Annotated in this window: 13 protein-coding genes and 1 pseudogene; 8 read left to right on the forward strand and 6 right to left on the reverse strand. The window is 62.0% G+C overall.

Annotated features, from left to right (window positions below; genetic code table 11):
• Window positions 1-34: 34 nt before the first annotated feature.
• Window positions 35-1336 carry a gallate dioxygenase gene (locus BLQ92_RS27715; RefSeq protein ID WP_090689190.1) on the reverse strand — a complete coding sequence of 434 codons (1302 nt, stop codon included), beginning with the start codon at window positions 1334-1336 and terminating at the stop codon, window positions 35-37.
• A 437-nt stretch (window positions 1337-1773) separates the two neighbouring features.
• Between BLQ92_RS27715 and BLQ92_RS27720 the strand changes: the two genes are divergently transcribed.
• The 5 genes and pseudogenes from BLQ92_RS27720 to BLQ92_RS27740 all read left to right on the forward strand — a co-directional run.
• Window positions 1774-3060 (forward strand): LysR substrate-binding domain-containing protein, encoded by a 1287-nt coding sequence (locus tag BLQ92_RS27720; protein WP_090689197.1) that lies wholly within the window; start codon window positions 1774-1776, stop codon window positions 3058-3060.
• Window positions 3061-3217: 157 nt separating this feature from the next.
• Window positions 3218-4501: a lysophospholipid transporter LplT gene (lplT, locus tag BLQ92_RS27725; protein WP_090689200.1), complete on the forward strand. Its 1284-nt coding sequence runs from the start codon at window positions 3218-3220 to the stop codon at window positions 4499-4501.
• Between the two features lie 164 nt (window positions 4502-4665).
• Window positions 4666-5355 (forward strand): O-methyltransferase, encoded by a 690-nt coding sequence (locus BLQ92_RS27730; protein WP_090689202.1) that lies wholly within the window; start codon window positions 4666-4668, stop codon window positions 5353-5355.
• Window positions 5356-5665: 310 nt separating this feature from the next.
• A complete protein-coding gene (locus BLQ92_RS27735) occupies window positions 5666-6556 on the forward strand; it encodes an NAD(P)-dependent oxidoreductase (RefSeq protein WP_175773066.1) in 891 nt (296 codons plus the stop codon).
• A gap of 366 nt (window positions 6557-6922) precedes the next feature.
• Window positions 6923-7207 (forward strand): annotated as a pseudogene (locus tag BLQ92_RS27740) (LysE family transporter); the annotation flags it as partial.
• 104 nt (window positions 7208-7311) lie between these two features.
• Here BLQ92_RS27740 and BLQ92_RS27745 read toward each other — a convergent pair.
• Entirely contained in the window at window positions 7312-8151 is an 840-nt protein-coding gene (locus tag BLQ92_RS27745; protein ID WP_090689210.1) for a helix-turn-helix domain-containing protein, read from the reverse strand.
• Between the two features lie 404 nt (window positions 8152-8555).
• Between BLQ92_RS27745 and BLQ92_RS27750 the strand changes: the two genes are divergently transcribed.
• Entirely contained in the window at window positions 8556-8795 is a 240-nt protein-coding gene (locus BLQ92_RS27750) for a hypothetical protein (protein ID WP_090689212.1), read from the forward strand.
• A gap of 39 nt (window positions 8796-8834) precedes the next feature.
• Window positions 8835-9098: an H-NS family nucleoid-associated regulatory protein gene (locus BLQ92_RS27755; RefSeq protein WP_090689215.1), complete on the forward strand. Its 264-nt coding sequence runs from the start codon at window positions 8835-8837 to the stop codon at window positions 9096-9098.
• A gap of 14 nt (window positions 9099-9112) precedes the next feature.
• Here the strand turns inward: BLQ92_RS27755 and BLQ92_RS27760 are convergent, their stop codons facing one another.
• From BLQ92_RS27760 to BLQ92_RS27770, 3 genes are read right to left on the reverse strand one after another with little or no spacing between them, the layout of a single operon-like run.
• Window positions 9113-10570: an efflux transporter outer membrane subunit gene (locus BLQ92_RS27760; protein ID WP_090689218.1), complete on the reverse strand. Its 1458-nt coding sequence runs from the start codon at window positions 10568-10570 to the stop codon at window positions 9113-9115.
• A 7-nt stretch (window positions 10571-10577) separates the two neighbouring features.
• Complete coding sequence (locus BLQ92_RS27765; RefSeq protein WP_090689222.1) at window positions 10578-12167, reverse strand: MDR family MFS transporter; 1590 nt, start codon at window positions 12165-12167, stop codon at window positions 10578-10580.
• Between the two features lie 13 nt (window positions 12168-12180).
• Window positions 12181-13305 (reverse strand): HlyD family secretion protein, encoded by a 1125-nt coding sequence (locus tag BLQ92_RS27770; RefSeq protein ID WP_090689225.1) that lies wholly within the window; start codon window positions 13303-13305, stop codon window positions 12181-12183.
• A 105-nt stretch (window positions 13306-13410) separates the two neighbouring features.
• On the opposite strand from BLQ92_RS27770, the gene BLQ92_RS27775 reads away from it, so the two are divergent.
• The gene (locus BLQ92_RS27775; protein WP_090689228.1) at window positions 13411-14178 is read left to right on the forward strand and encodes a CerR family C-terminal domain-containing protein; all 768 of its coding nucleotides are present in this window, start codon (window positions 13411-13413) and stop codon (window positions 14176-14178) included.
• A gap of 876 nt (window positions 14179-15054) precedes the next feature.
• Here the strand turns inward: BLQ92_RS27775 and BLQ92_RS27780 are convergent.
• The gene (locus BLQ92_RS27780; RefSeq protein ID WP_090689231.1) at window positions 15055-16092 is read right to left on the reverse strand and encodes a hydroxyacid dehydrogenase; all 1038 of its coding nucleotides are present in this window, start codon (window positions 16090-16092) and stop codon (window positions 15055-15057) included.
• Window positions 16093-16125: the final 33 nt, after the last annotated feature.

Here is a 16125-nt window from a genome sequence, read left to right on the forward strand (position 1 = left end):
CTCCTGTGTCTCTATGTCTTTGTGTTGGTGCTTATCAACTCTTGTTTTTATCCGCACTGTCCCAATCAAGTTTCCCGCCCGTTTTGCCCGCCACCGAGTACAGTGCGCCAGGCGCGTTTCGTGTGCGCTGGAACGCCTCCAGCGTTTCCCCGCGCATGGCAGCGTAGATATGCAGATTCGACACGCCGGTCACCGCCCCAAGCTTTTCGAGCATGAAAAAGATCACGCCGTAGTGCAGCAAACCGCGCCAGTCGCGTCGCCGAATCAGGTCCCGCTCTTCGTCGCTCAAACCAGCCGACTCGAAGCTGGCTTCGGGGTCGCGCATAAAAGCCTCGCGATGAGCCGGCTCCACCATCCGATGCAGGTAGTCATTGATCCGGAATGCCTTCACTGCGATCTCGAGCGTGAAGGGATAGGTACCCTCGAGCTTCTCGACGCCGCTCAGTTGCAGCGCCATCTGCTGCCGGTGGCGTTCGACGATCGCCGGGTTCGTCTCGCCAACGGTGCTCTCGTAGATGGCGGTCGCGATACCTGCCATCGACGGCAGGTAGTAGCTGCGATGCTTGCACACGACGTTCGCCGACAACGCCCCACGCATGGTGAGCCACATGACGACCTCAGCGCCCTCGAAGCCGCCGAGTTCGGCGTATTCGGCGAGCGTCATCCCGGCCAGTTGTTCGGGGTCGCTTTCGAACAGATCGAGAAAGCGCTGGTCCCATTCCGTGTTGTTGAATCCGGCACGTTCCCCATGCACCTGGTGCGACAGGCCGCCTGTTGCGACGATCGCAACCTTGAGGTCCTCCGGATAGCTTTCGATTGCTCGTCTTAGCGCTTGGCCAAGTTTGTAGAAACGGCGCGCACTGGGGATCGGCAATTGCAGCACACCCATCTGCAGCGGCACGAGCTTGACCGGCCATTCGGGCTTGTGCGGGAACAGCATGGACAAGGGCGAAAAACAGCCGTGGTCGAGCGCCTTGTTCTGAAAGAAGGACATGTCGAACTCGTCGGTCATGAGCGAGTTGCCGATGTGCGCGGCCAAGCCTGGATGACCCTTGATGGCGGGCAGATCGCGCGCGCCGCCGCCCTCGTCGGCGACGGGCCACTCCGGCCCGACCCCTAGCGCAAACGCGGAATAGTGATCGAAGAAGAACGAGGTGACATGATCGTTGTAGATGGTCAGGATCACGTCGGGACGCTTGTCGGCAAGCCACTTGGCCAACGGGGCAAAATTCTCGAAGATCGGCGCCCAGACGGGATCGTCGCGCTTGTTCTTGTCGAAAGCAAAACCGATGGTGGGGGTGTGCGAGGCAGCGATGCCGCCGATAATCCGGGCCATACTTGTACTCCTTGAAAAGCTCGCTCAAACCGGCGCAAGAACCGCTAAGCGTTGGCGAGTCAAAGATAAACAAGTCGCATCGGGTCTCGAAAGTACGGGTTAACGCCAGGAAAGCACGAATATCCGGGATTTTCTCCGTAACCTGCACCGTCGCCGCACGCCTGGAAAGCCGCTGAAAACCACGCCCATCAGTGCAGAGGCCAAATCGACCCGGGTTTCCCGGAGAAACCGTCACGACACTCGGAATCGGGGCTGCCCATAAACAAATCAGATGGTGAAAGTACGAAGTCGCAAGACGTGAGGCGCGAGTGGTTGGGCGGTTTGCATCTCGCTATACTTGCGCCAAACGAAACCGGCAGATCTGATTGCCTGTGCGACATAGCGCCGACGTCGTCACCCTTGCCTGTCATCGAACTCCACGCACCGGCATCTCAACCGTGAGCAACAGCGAACTTCTCAATCTCGCCCATCTGCGTGCCTTCAAACTCGTTGCCGATACGGGCAGCGCGACGCGCGCAGCCTTGGCGCTATTTCGAGCTCAGTCCGCCGTCACGCGCTCGGTGCAGGAACTGGAGGCAGCGCTCGGCGAACCGCTTTTCGAGCGCAAACCGTCGGGAATGTTGCCGACCCCGGTGGGCCGGGCCGTGCTGGAGCGTTGCGAGCGGATCTTTGCCGAACTCGAGGAACTCGCACGCTGGTGCGCCATGCGGCAGGTGCGGCGCAGGGCCCCTGCGGAGGGCTCGCTGCCGGCCTATCTGCTGAATACGCGCCGGCTCCAGTTGTTCGTCGCGCTCGCCCGTCACCGGCACATGCCAACGGCCGCCAGCACGTTCGGCATCAGCCAGCCGGCTGTGAGCAGCGCAATCCGGGTGCTTGAAAGCGGGTCGGGGCTGCGCCTGTTCCATCGAAGCCCACGCGGCATTTTGCTGACCACCGAAGGCGAAACCTTCCTGCTGCACGTGCGTCGCGCATTGAACGAGTTGCGGCATGTGCCCGACGACATCGCCGCACTGCACGGGAACATTCAGGGTGCGGTAACGGTCGGCGCGCTTCCGCTTGGCCGGACCTTGATTCTTCCCAACGCGATTGCCCGGATGACTGCGCGGCATCCGGGCGTGCGTGTGGCGACCGATGAAAGTGCCTACGAAACGCTCGTCGCCGGGCTGCGTGCGGGCGACATCGACTTTATTCTGGGCGCGCTGCGTAGCAACGATGCGGCGAGCGGCCTGCAAAACGAGCGGCTGATGTCGGAAGAGATGGTGGTACTGTCGCGCCGCGATCACCCTCTGGCAAGCGCAGGTCGTCTCACCATCGCGGACCTGCGCGAGGCGCAGTGGATCGTGCCGCGTAGCCATGCACCCGCACGCGCGCTGTTCGAATCGCAGTTCCGTCGCATGAAGCTGAAGCCCCCCATGCCCACCGTCGAAACGGCGGATCTTGCGGTGATTCGCGGCCTGCTGCTCGGCACGGACATGGTAGCGGCGCTATCCGCGCAGCAGCTGTACCACGAGTGCGAGTCCGGCCAGCTTGCCGTGCTCGACATTGCGCTGCACAACACGCAACGCGACATCGGACTCACGGTCCGTGCGGAAGGGACACCCTCTCCCGCTGCGCGTGCGCTTATCGATGCGATCCGGCTGGCGGTCACAGATGTCGCAAGCGCGCTACGAAGCGGAGAACGCAAGCATAAAATTTCCACCTCCTTACCGTCAGCATCGAAGTGATTCGATGGAATCGGCAAAAGGGGCTCCGTAGAAAGGTAGCGCTCGCAATCATTCGTATTGCATGCGGTATCATGGCCAACGGCTTTGCCATTCAATGGGACGGCAACTCTACCGCTCCCTCCACCCGCATCACCAGGTTCCCCGACGCCGGACGCGCATGAAACGAGGCTTTTACACGATCATTGCCGCGCAATTCTTTTCATCGCTTGCCGATAACGCGTTATTGATCGCGGCCATCGCCCTGCTCGCCGAGCAGCATGCGCCGCCCTGGATGACACCCGTCCTCAAGCTGTTCTTTGTGCTGTCCTATGTCGTGCTGGCGGCGTTTGTGGGCGCGTTCGCCGACGCGTTCCCCAAAGGCCGCGTGATGTTCGGCACCAATCTCATCAAGGTAGTGGGTTGTCTCGCCATGCTGGCCGGCACGCCTCCGCTGATCTCATACGGCATCGTGGGCCTCGGCGCGGCGGCCTACTCGCCGGCCAAATATGGCATTCTTACCGAGCTGCTGCCGCCCGACCGGCTGGTTGCCGCCAACGGCTGGATGGAAGGCACCACCGTGCTGTCAATCGTGCTCGGCACCGTATGCGGCGGCATATTGATCAGCCCGCATATCATGCATCATCTGCTGCACAGGGCACTGCCGTTCGCGGACCATGCATCGAGACTGGCGATCCTGTTCATTACGGCAATCTACGCGATTGCTGCTCTCTTCAATCTGCGCATTCCGGATACCGGTGTCCGTTACCCTCCGCAGCAACACGGTCCCATCCGCCTTGTGCAGGATTTTGCCAACTGTTTTACGGTGCTATGGAAGGACCGGATTGGGCAGATATCCCTTGCGGTGACGACCTTGCTGTGGGGCGCGGCGCAGACCTTGCAGTTCATCGTCCTGCAGTGGGCGCAGCACTCCCTGGGGTTGTCGCTCTCGCAGGCGTCGGTATTGCAGGCGTTTGTCGCAATCGGCGTCGCCATTGGCGCAGTCGTTGCGGCAGCGAAGATCCCGCTACGCCGGGCGTTGAATACGTTGCCCGTGGGACTCGCAATCGGTGGGTCGATCCTGCTCATGGCATTCTTTTCCCGCGATCTGTTTCCCCTCGCATGGGTCTTGCGCATCGGTCATTTCAATGTACCGGCTTACATTGCCATAGCATGCGTGTTCCTTGCGTTCATCGGCGCGCTATCCGGGTTCTTTGTGGTGCCGATGAACGCCGTGCTTCAGCACCGCGGCCACGTCCTGCTTTCCGCCGGGCACTCGATCGCCGTGCAGAACTTCAACGAAAATCTGTCCATCCTTGTGACCTTGTGCCTGTATACGGTACTGGTGTGGTTTCACGTCTCCATTACGACGATCATTGTGATTTTCAGTTCGTTCGTGATCGGCGTGATGATGTTGATCATGCGGCAACATCGCGCGAATCGGTTGCACGATGAGGCGCTTTGATGATTCGCTTCGCCCCAGCATCATGATGGTGGCATCGGATTCCCGACGCTGATTGTATTCTGCGTGTCAACGGCAACGTCACGCAACGTCTGCTGCCTTAACACGGTAAGCTTGCGGGCATATAAGCGGACGAGCTGCTCAAGATCCCAAAGACGGAGAGTACGATGACGACCGAAATGTGGAACGCAGTAGACGACTACTTTTCTCGCGGACTGGTCAAGTCCGACCCGGCGCTCGACGCAGCGCTTGACGCCAGTTCGCAGGCCGGCTTGCGTGCGATCAACGTGGCGCCTAATCAAGGCAAGTTCCTGCACCTGCTGGCGAGAATCCACGGTGCACGCAGGATTCTGGAGCTCGGCACGCTCGGCGGATATAGCGCCATCTGGCTCGCTCGTGCGCTGCCCGAGGATGGCACGCTCGTTACGCTAGAGGCCGATCCGGACAATGCCGATATTGCACGAAAGAATATTGCTGTCGCGGGTCTCACGGATAAGGTTTCGGTGATCACCGGACTGGCAGCGGAGAGTCTCGAACAAATGATTGCCAGCAAGACGCCGCCGTTCGACTTCATCTTTCTCGATGCGGACAAGGTCAGTTACCCTGAATACCTCCGGCTCACGTTGCAGCTATCGCGGCCGGGAACGGTCATCGTCGCGGACAACGTCGTGCGGAATGGCAAGGTTGCAGACATGGACAACGACGAGCCGGATGTGATCGGCGTGCGCGAGTTTTTCGACATGCTCGCCGCTAACCCGGCCACGGATACTACGGCGGTGCAGACGGTGGGGGCGAAAGGTTGGGATGGCTTTTCGATTACGATCGTTTCGGCGCCGCCAGGCGGCGCCGGTGCCTAGCGTGCCAAGGCATTTTTTAATGCATCGACATCCGCTGCAATGCCATACTGATGTGATCAATCCAAAAAAATCCGGCACGCATCTAAACGCCCATGTCGCTCACCATTTTCGGCACTAGCCGTTCGCGCGCTGCACGTGCTCTCTGGATGGCAACCGAGCTTGGCCTCGCCTGGAATTAGACGCTGAGTGCAGGCACCTCAGCGTCCTCCGCGCACACGCCCTCCCCGCACAATCGTCCAAGACACCGTCCATCCCTTGGGACTACCATCCCGAGTTGATGCCCCATCGCAGGCAGTAACTTCAGCAAGGAATGGAGAGAAACATGAACATTGGCTTTATCGGCCTTGGCGTCATGGGACAGCCCATGGCACTCAATCTGGCCCGCGCAGGCACCAGCCTGATCGTATGGAACCGCTCCGGCGAGCGCAGCGAGCCCTTGCGCGCAGCAGGCGCCACGGTCGCAAGCAGCTCCGCCGAGGTCTTCCGGCTAGCCCCTGTGGTTATCCTGATGCTGGCCGACGGCGACGCAATCGACGCTGCACTCGGCCGTGGCACGCCGGCGTTCGCCGCCAACGTCGCGCAACACACCATCGTCCATATGGGAACAACTTCGCCCGAATACTCACGCGGACTCGATGCCGCGATTCGAGAGGCCGGCGGAAGTTATGTGGAAGCCCCTGTCTCCGGCTCGCGCAAGCCGGCGGAAGCCGGACAGCTTGTCGCAATGCTGGCGGGCGACCAAACCGCCGTCGAACGCGTGCGTCCCCTGCTTCAGCCCATGTGCCATCAGACCATTGTGTGTGGCCCTGTGCCGAGTGGCCTGCTAATGAAACTCGCAGTGAACCTGTTTCTGATCACCACGGTCACGGGCCTCGCGGAAGCAGCGCACTTCGCGCAGCAAAATGGGCTGGATATGGAGCAGTTTCGCGCGGTCGTCGATGCCGGCCAGATGGCAAGCAGCATCTCGCGCGTCAAAATCCTCAAGCTCGTGACACGCGACTTCGATGTGCAAGCCTCCATCACCGACGTGCTGAAGAACAATCGTCTGATCGCCGAAGCTGCGCGCGAGGCGAAGGTCGCGTCGCCGCTACTCGACGTCTGCTATGCGCTCTACGGTGAGACGCTAGCGCTCGGGCACGGCCGGGAGGATATGGCGGCTGTGGTCCACGCAATCGAGGCCAGAACCGATTCCGGCGCATGATCGCCTTCACGCTCCTGAGCCTGCCGCTATTCGGAGCGACCACGCCCGGCTAGGCGCTAGCCGAGCGCAGCCCATTTCGCCGGTGTGAGGCCATAGGCACGCTTGAATTGCCGCGACATGTGGCTTTGATCGGCGAAACCCGCCCACTGTTGCCCCCTGAAGTTGAAGGTCTGCCCCCGGAAACCGTCATACCGATCGCATACGTGTCGTGACGATGCGGGGAAAACGGCCGGTGTTTGAGCCGGCACTGGCCACTTCCTCAGCCCCAAAAAAGCGCAAAAGGATCATTTTCTTCAATACGCATCATGCTGCCGCCCGCTACCTTCGGACTTCGAGAATTCCCAAACGATCTACAGAAGGCAACGGATGAGCATCATTCTTTCCATGGCGGCGTTTTCGCTGGCTACGTCGATTTCTCCCGGACCGGTCAATGTCGTCGCGCTCAGCGCAGGCGCTCAATACGGGCTCGGCGCAAGCCTGCGGCACGTCACCGGCGCGACCATCGGCTTCACGTTGCTGCTCTTGCTGACAGGCTTCGGTCTGCATGAGCTGCTGAGTGACAAGCCGCATCTCACCCAGCTCATTCGATGGGCAGGCGTGGCGTTTCTATTCTTCATGGCCTATAAGCTGGCTACGGACGATGGAACGCTCGGAGACGCCTCTTCAATCGGCTGATGGCGCACCTGCTTGCCGGCAGCGCACTCTATCTGCTCAAAACCTGAACCACCCGGCGATACCCTGTATAGGCCTGGCGCTCACCCCCGGTATTGGCCGGGTGTCGCCGCGACGAATTTCCTGAAGGCTCGTTGCAAATGGGCCTGATCGGCAAAGCCGGCTTCGGCGGCCACCTCGGCAATAGCCCGTCCCCGTCTGAGCTGCGCACGGCTATATTCGATGCGGCTATTCATCAGATACGCATGAGGCGTCATGCCGTAGCGATGCTTGAATGCGCGGATCAGATAGGATGCGGAGAGACTGGCCGCGGTGCAGATCTCATCCAGCAGCAGAGAGCGCTGGCAATTGTCCTTGATGTACTCCGCGGCGCGCGCCAGCCTGCGGTTTTCGCCGGCCTTCAGCTCCGGTGCCGGGCTGAGCCTTCGCTGCACTTCCGAAAAGAAGTGGATGGCCGAGCTGTGCCTTTGCAGCGTGTCCGAGTGCGCGTCGCTGAGCACGGCATACAGATGGTTCAAGCCGTGATACAGATCGGGCAGTGTCGTCAGCGTGGTGGAAAACGCATGAAAATCGCCGCTTTGACGCATACCCAGATCCCGCTGAAGCTCGCTTAGCCAGGTGACATCCGCATAAATCATGCGGTATGCCCAGAGCCGATTGTCGAGCGGGTTGCAAGCGTGGACCTGTTCCGGGTTGATCACCACCACCGCGCCCCGGCCGATGCGCTCCACCGCCTTGCCGTTCAGATAGGTACTCTCGCCGCCGGTAACCGCGCCGATCGAGAAGGTAGAGTGCGCGTGTTTGCCATAGCAGACGCTGCGGCCGTCCTCGATCGAGCGCGCCTCGATAAACGGCAATGCCTCATCGCGCCAGAAGCTCGGCGCCGTCGGTTTGTTCTTCGCTACGCTCACGCCGTTTGCCATGATCAGCCGTCGTCCAACATCCAAGAATAGAGTGAGGATACGACGAAACGAATGCGCGCGGATGGAACCGAATAAGTTAACACCAATCCAAAGAAGTTAACAGTCCCGATGTGAAATTTCACAACATCCCCTGGCGCTCGGATACCGTTCCTGGCAAGCTATGGAAATCGGCCGCTGTTCTCAGGTTTTTCTCCTGGCGTATCGCCAATGAAAGTGGTGTAATCATCACAGTCTGCAGGTTGCCTGGGACTGCCACACTATCCATCTGGACTGGCAACTCCAGGCAGGCGCGCTACCCGCCGCGTCATCACACCATACCTGAGCTGAAACGCAGCAGCACATCGCGGTCATACAACGGCCCTGCCAACAACCATCTTGTTTGATTTAAAGAGTGGAGGTACCCCATGTCGACCCACGCACATTCACGCGAAGCAAGCGCTGCCGAACGGTTCGTTCGTGCAACCAGGCAAGTAGATATTGCGTTTCGCGTAGTGAGGGGAGAGGATGTGCCGCAGAGCCGGCAAATCGAGCATTCGCTCGCGTTGCGCCAGCTCGAGCAAGCACTGGACGAACTCGCAGAGGCTCAGGATTACTTCGACTCGACCGTCGGTAAGATCTCACCCAAGCCGAAGCGCACCAACTGATCCGAGCGTCCCGCTATTGTTTCCGGCTTATCAGGAACCATGTCTACCACGATTGAACGACTTGAAGGCGAAGCTCGCGAGCGTCTGATCCGTTGGATTCGCCATCGTATGGACGAGTTTGGCATTACGTTGCCCGCCCTCGCGCAGTCTCTCGAATCGGACCGTAAGGAAGAACAGGCGGTGGCTTACCGCGACGCGTGGGGCAACACCTGGAACGGCCGCGGCGAGCTGCCCGAGTGGTTGCAGCGAGCCGTCGCCGCAGGTCAAAGCATCGAGCATTTTCGCTGCGGCGAAAGCGCATAGGGCCGCCAGTCCCCTTAATCGGGCGTCTCCCACCCCAGGCCCAGACTCTTCTGCAGCGCGACGTAGTCCTTGATCAGCTGCGCCTCGCTCTGAATCCGGTTCTGTTCCGCTGAATAGCGGGTTCGCTCAGCATCGAGCCAGTCGAGCGCCGTCGTCGTACCCGCACGGTAACGCTGCTCGGTCAACACGGCCGCATGCGTCGCCGAGTCTTCCACCTCGCGCAGACTCAACGCATTCTCGCGTTCGTGCCCATAGCGCGACAACGCCACATCCGCATCCTTCAGGGCGCCCAGCACGGTGCTCTGATACTTCGCCTCGGCCTCGTCTCGACCGGCCATGGTCTGATCGACGCTCGCCTGGATGCGGCCGAAATCGAGCACATTCCATTGCAGGTATGGCACGCCGAGCCACGTATAGCTGCTCTTGCGCAGCAGATGCCCCGGATCGGACGCGCTAAAGCTCAGGTCACCAAACAGGGTGACCTTCGGAAACCAGTCCGCTTCATGCTCGCCGATCTGCGCGTTCTGCGAGGCAAGCCGCCGCTCGGCCGCGCGGATGTCGGGACGCTGGCGCAGCAAGCGCCCAGGGTCGCCCACCGCCACGGTCGCCGGCAAGCTGGGCAGCGGCTTCGACGCGGCCAGTTCGGCATCCAGCGCGCCGGGCTCGCGGCCTGTCAGCACGGCCAGCTCATCGAGCGATTCGTCCACCTGGGCATCGAGCGGAATGATGCTCGCGCGGGTGTTCTCGACCTGCGAACGGATCCGTTCGACGTCGAGATCCGAGGCAACGCCACGCGCGCGGCGCTGCTCGGTGAGCGTCAGGATGCGCGCTTCGAGATCCGCGGATTCATGCGCGATCGCCACGCGCTGCTGTTGGTCGCGCAAGCCGACATACGCTTGGGCGACCTCGGCGGCTAGCTGCACATGCGCATCCGCGAGATCCGCTTGCGACGCGTCCGCTTCGGCCGCGGCGGCTTCGATGGCCCGCCGCGTGCCGCCGAAAATATCGATCTCCCAGCTTGCATCGAAGCCCGCGAGATAGAAACCGATCGGCCCGCCGCCGCTCGACGAGCTGCCCTGCCCGCCGTCGAGTGACGACAGATCGGGGGAGCGCGTGCGCAGATACGCTGCGCTCGCCTGAGCCTTGGGCAGCTCATTGCGCTGCTGCGCCGTGAGTCCGGCGCGCGCTTGGCGCACGCGCGCCTCGGCGGCATGCAAGTCCGGGCTATTCTTGAGCGCGGTATCGATCAGCGCGTCGAGTTGCGGATCGTTTAACGCGCGCCACCAGGCAGCGGCAACCGGCGCCGTCGCAACGGTCCCTTGCGGTGCCCGGTTAAACGCACTGGCTTGAGCCGCCACCGGTGCGGCCTGCGGCGCGCCGTGGTAGTCCGGCCCCACCGTGCAGCCGGCCAGCAGCAGTGCGGCCGCCAGCGGCAGCAGGCCAAGACCCAGAGCAGTGTTGAATGACTTCATATTGTTTTTAATGTCCCGCCGACGGCGTACCGGCTGCCGGCTTCTTCAGAAAGAACGTGAGCGGAATGCAAAGCAGCAGCGCGACGCCGAGTACGTAGAAGGTTTCGGAATAGGTGATCACCACCGCCTGCTGCTGCATCTGCGCCGTAAGTTGCGCGAGCGCCTGCAGCTTCGCGTAGGCCATGTCGCCGCTTTGGGCGAAAAAACCCGCGGCACTGGCCGTGATGTGGTCCTGCCCAACCAGCGAATTCGCACTTAAGGAGTCGCGGATCACATCTTCATGGAAAGTATTGCGCCGGTCGATGAAGGTGCCCAGCAGCGCCAGTCCGACCGAACCACCCAGGTTCCGCGCCATGTTGTAGAGGCCGGCGGCGTCGCCTGCTTCTTCGCGCGGCACGGCGGCCATCGACGCCTGGTTGAGCGGCATCATCGCCAGCACCTGGCCCACGCCGCGCAACAGTTGCGACCACGTGAAGTCATGCCCGACGCTTTGCGCGGTGAGGGAGATGTCGAGCATGCAACTCGCGGCGAAACAGCACAGCCCGGCGATCACCATCAAGCGCGTATCCACGCGGCCCATCAGACGCGGCAGCACCGGCATCAGCAGAAACGCGGGCACACCGGAGACCAGCATCACCGCGCCTGACTGCTCGGCGTTGTAGCCCGACACGCCACTCAAGAATTGCGGCAGCAAGTACGACACACAATACAGGCCCGCGCCGACCGTGAAGACGATAAAGATCACACTCGCGTAGCGCGTGTTCTTCAACAGCTTCAGACGCACGATGGGCGCTTTCGAAACGAATTGCGCGATCAGCAGCAGGGCGATGCCCGCCGCCGATAGGATGCTCAACCAGACGATCATCGACGATTCGAACCAGCGTTCGCGCTGCCCTTCCTCTAGCACCACGGTCAGCGAACTGAGACCGGCGGCGAGCCCGACGATGCCGAGCCAGTCGGCCTTGATGAACTGCGACCAGTCGGTGCGCCCCTTGTCCAGCCCGACAAACAGCAGGATCACCAATGCAACGCCCACCGGTATGTTGAGGAAGAAGCACCAGCTCCAGTCGATATTCTCCGCGAGCCAGCCACCCACCACCGGACCCAGTAGCGGCCCGAGCAGCACGATCAAGCCGAACATGGTCATGCCGATCGGCATCTGGTGACGCGGCAGGCGCGTCGCCACGATGGTCTGCGCGGTCGGAATCATCGCGCCGCCCACAAAGCCCTGGCCGATCCGCCCCGCGATCATCTGCGGCAGGCTGTGCGAGACGCCGCACATGATCGAGAACATCGTAAATAGCGTCGCATTGCCGAGCAGGAAATTGCGCAGCCCGAACACGCGTGTGAGCCACGCGGCGAGGGGGATCATCACGATCTCGGACATCAGGTAGCCAGTCGAAATCCACGTGCCTTCCGTGCCGGTCGCGCCGATTTGCCCCTGAATCTGCGGCAAGGCCGAGTTCGTGATGGAGATATCGAGCGTCGCCATTAGCGCGCCCAGCGCGCCGGCGGCCACGGCGATCCAGTCGGCCGCACTGGCGTTGGCGGGATGCGTCGGCTTCGTTGAAGCGGACGTGCCTGCCGCGCCGCTCACCGGAGTGGTCGAGTTAGTCAAGCCCGTTTTCCCGTTCGATGCGCTCTGCCGTGTCGCGAGCGCCGCGCGTGTCCACGTCCACGTTGACGGATAAGCCCGGCAGCAGCACCTTGCGCGTTTCCGGGCCGGCCACGATATGGATCTTCACCGGCACGCGCTGCACGATCTTGGTGAAGTTGCCGGTGGCGTTCTGCGCCGGCAGCAGCGCGAACTGCGAGCCTGTGCCCGGCGAAAAGCTGTCCACGGTGCCGTGCAGATCCTCACCGGGCAAGGCGTCGACACGGATCGTCGCCGGCTGGCCGACGCGCATCAGGCCGATCTGCGTTTCCTTGAAATTCGCCGTGAGATACACGTCCTGCACCGGCACGATGGTCATCAGGCGGGTGCCGGGCTGCACATACTGACCGACGCGCACCGTGCGGTCGCCGACGCGCCCGGCAATCGTGCTGCGCAACACCGTGTCCTGAGCGTCGAGCTGCGACTGACGCGCGCTGGCAAGCGCCGCATCGAGTTGCGCGCGGGCCTGGGCGATCTGCGCTTGCAGATTCGCAATCTGCCGCTCGGCGACCTGCAGCGCTGCGGCATCCGCAGCGCGCGTTGCGCTGGCCTGGCGTGCGGTGTTGCGCAAGTCGGCCACGCGCTCGTCGGTTTCGGCGCCGGTCGCAGCAAGCGGCTCATAGCGCTTGACCTGGGCAAGCGCGTGCGCCTCGTTGGAGACCGCACCGTCGAGCTGCGCGCGCGCCTGGCCGATGCTCGCCTGCTGCTGCGCCAGCTCGGCCTGGCCGCGAACGATATCGGCCTGGCGTGCGGCCACCGTGGCGTTGGCCTGTTCCAGCGCCGCCTGATACTGGCGGCTGTCGAGCCGCACCAGCGGTTGCCCGACGGCGACCGTCTGGTTGTCGCCAACCAGCACCTCGGCCACATAGCCCGACACCTTCGGCGCAACGGTCATACTATCGGCTTGCAGGTAAGCGTCGTCGGTGCTCTGGATAAAGCGCCCCACCATCCACCAGCGCACGCCCCAGGCGGCGGCCGCGAGTAAGGCCAGCAAGCCGGCTGCCATTAGCAGCCGACGCGTCGCGGGGCGGCGGGCCGGGGTTGCGCCTTTTGCTTCATTGACAGGAAGGGTGGCCGACATGACAACTCCAAATTTGTTCCAATTGATATAATTATTCCAGTTGGCAGATTTCTGTCAATTGATATATTTTTGCTTCGCTTACGAAAACTTTGAAGGATCAAACGGATGTCCCCTCCCCCGAGACATCGCCACGCCGTCGACGGCGGTTACCAGCGTGGCGAAGAAACCCGTGCACGCATCGTGGCGGCGGCGCTCAGTCTGTTTGGTGAACGCGGCTTCGACGGCGCCTCCACGCGCGACATCGCGGAGCGCGCAGGTGTCAACGCGCCAGCCATCGGGTACTACTTCGATAACAAGGAAGGGGTCTACATGGCGTGCGTGGAGCACATCGTGATGCGGGTGTGGGCAGAAGTTTCGGCGCCGGTCGAGGCCGCCGAGGCGGCGCTGGCAGGCAACGCCGACGATCACACGCTAATCGCAGCGTTTTGCGCCATCCAGGCGCGCGTTGGCGAGTTCCTCTTCACCTCGACCGAATCGGACGAATGGCGCCTGTTCATGGCGCGCGAGCAAGCCGGTCTCGGGCCGTCAGCGGGCTTCGAGATGATCGATCAAAAGATCAGTTTCCGCCTCACTTCCGTCAACGCGGCGATTGTGGGACGCTTGCTCGGACGTCCGGCGGATGACGAAGAGACGCTGATTCGCACGCTAAGCCTCAACGGGCCGATCGCCGCGTTTCACATCCACTGCCGCAAGTCGTTGAGAGTGTTGGGGTGGGACGGCTTCAATGCCGCCCGGCTGGCGAAACTGATGGGCATAGTGAAAGAGCAGACGGTCACGCTGTTGCAACACATGACGCAGTTGAAGAAAGCGAACGCGGCCAGCGCTTCGAAAACGCCCAGGGCGAAGACCGGGTCGGGCCGGCGCGCATCGTAGAAGGAAGGGAGTCTGTGCTTCAAAGCTCCGGCTGGCGCTACGACACCGACTCCTCAACCCTGAGTTCACATGCGGCGCCCGGCTCAAGCCTGCACGCCGGTCCATGCGATTCGATTTCGAAGTACGGCAACGCGGGCGCATTAAAGACCTCGATCGCCGCACCGTGGACAACACCCCGTCCGCACAGCGCACGAAACGCGAACCGCGCACGTCGCCAATGGGTCCTTTATCCGCGAACGGCACGATGTGTTCATGCCACGATGACCGGTCCCCTCCTGGTGCATCGAGACGTATGCTCACGATACCGGGTCGTCGCAACATCAGTACGTCCCAGATACCGCAGTCTTTGACATCGTTCGAGCGGTTGATCAAGCGGTGCAGCGTCGTCCACGTACCCAAGGCCGACAACTCGATCCGTCGCACCACCTGAAGTCCGCTTTGCCGACAGACCGCGCTTTGCAACTCGACGCCCATCGACCCGGCATCGCACCACGTACCCAGAACGTCATACGAGCCGCTATCGAGGTCGCGCTGGGGTGCGCCATCCGGCCATTGCGATTCGGGCGCAATCCAGGTTTTGCCGCCGCCCCATAACGGAAAACTCCACTCGCCGCACAACGCCTGCCACTGCGTGGCGCTTTGATCAGGCGCGCGGCCAGCCAAAGCCTCGTTGATAAACGCGAGTTCGACGCCGCCGTGGCGGATGCTCATCAGACGTCCGCCGATGGAAGGAACGACCGTCAGTTCGAGCGGCGCCTGCTTCATCAATAGCGCCGGCCAACCGCGAAATTCAGTCCACTCCATCGAGCGCACGGCACGCTTGCTCTCGTCGGGCGCCGCACGAAAATGCGAAATGCCGGCCATCATCGTCGGCGCTCAGCTCTTGTCAACAGGCTTGCTGCGCATCAGCCCCACCGTTTCAGGCTGGGCGATCTTGCACATCACCGGCGGCAACCCACGGGCAATCAACTCGATATCCGCGAGCGCACGACGACCTATCTCGCGCAATACCGTACCCAGTGCGCCCGCCTGATGCGGCGACAGCAGCACATTGTCGATCGAGCGGGCGCGATGATCTTTCGGCAACGGCTCTTCGGGGAAGACATCGGTGGCGATACGGATCCGGCCTTGCGCGGCGGCCTCGAGCATCGCATCGAAATCGACTACCCCCGCGCGGCTCACCAGCACCAGTCCGGCGCCTCGTCGCATCGTGCTGAGTTGCTTGCCTGTGAGAAAGCCTTCGTTCTGCGACGTCACGCCCGCCACAACGAACACCATGAGCGACTCGCTCAAGACCTCTTCAAGCGTTGCTGGCTTGCAACCTAGCGACTCCAGATACGCTGCCGGCAACCATGGATCGAACGCGCGCACCTTGCCCCGAAATGGCGCGATCAACGGCAGGATGGCTCGCCCCAGGTCACCCATGCCGATGAATCCGATTGGTGCATCGTAGAGCGAGAAAGCCTCGCGATTCGCGTTGAGCCCGTATTGCTCGATGCCGTGCCGAAACTGCCGGTCTGCGTTGGTGATGCCGCGCGCCAGATCGATAGCCATGCCGAGCGCCGCCTCGGCGACCGGCTCGGCAAACACCGGGCTGACGTTCAGCACACGGATGCCGCGTCGAAAGCACTGTGCATAATCGACATTGGGTAGAAAATTTCCCTCGACGTTGACGATCGCGCGCAGTCGCGGTGCGCGGCTCAATCGCTCGGCCGACAGGTCGAGCTGGCCCACTACGATGTCGGCCTGGGCGGCGTGCGCGTCGAAGATCGCATCGGTTACCGGCCCGTCTTCATGAATGTAGACGTCGCCAAGCGCGCGGAGACGAGCGAGATCGGCTTCGCTAAAGATATCTGCCACGGTGCGCGGCGCCGGTGCAATGAAAAGCCGCAAAGACTCGACTGCGTGATTCATGGGAACTCCGCAAAAACTGTTGTTACATGCATG

Origin of the sequence: Paraburkholderia phenazinium (assembly GCF_900100735.1) — a bacterium.
In the GTDB taxonomy this organism is placed as follows: Bacteria; Pseudomonadota; Gammaproteobacteria; order Burkholderiales; family Burkholderiaceae; genus Paraburkholderia; species Paraburkholderia phenazinia.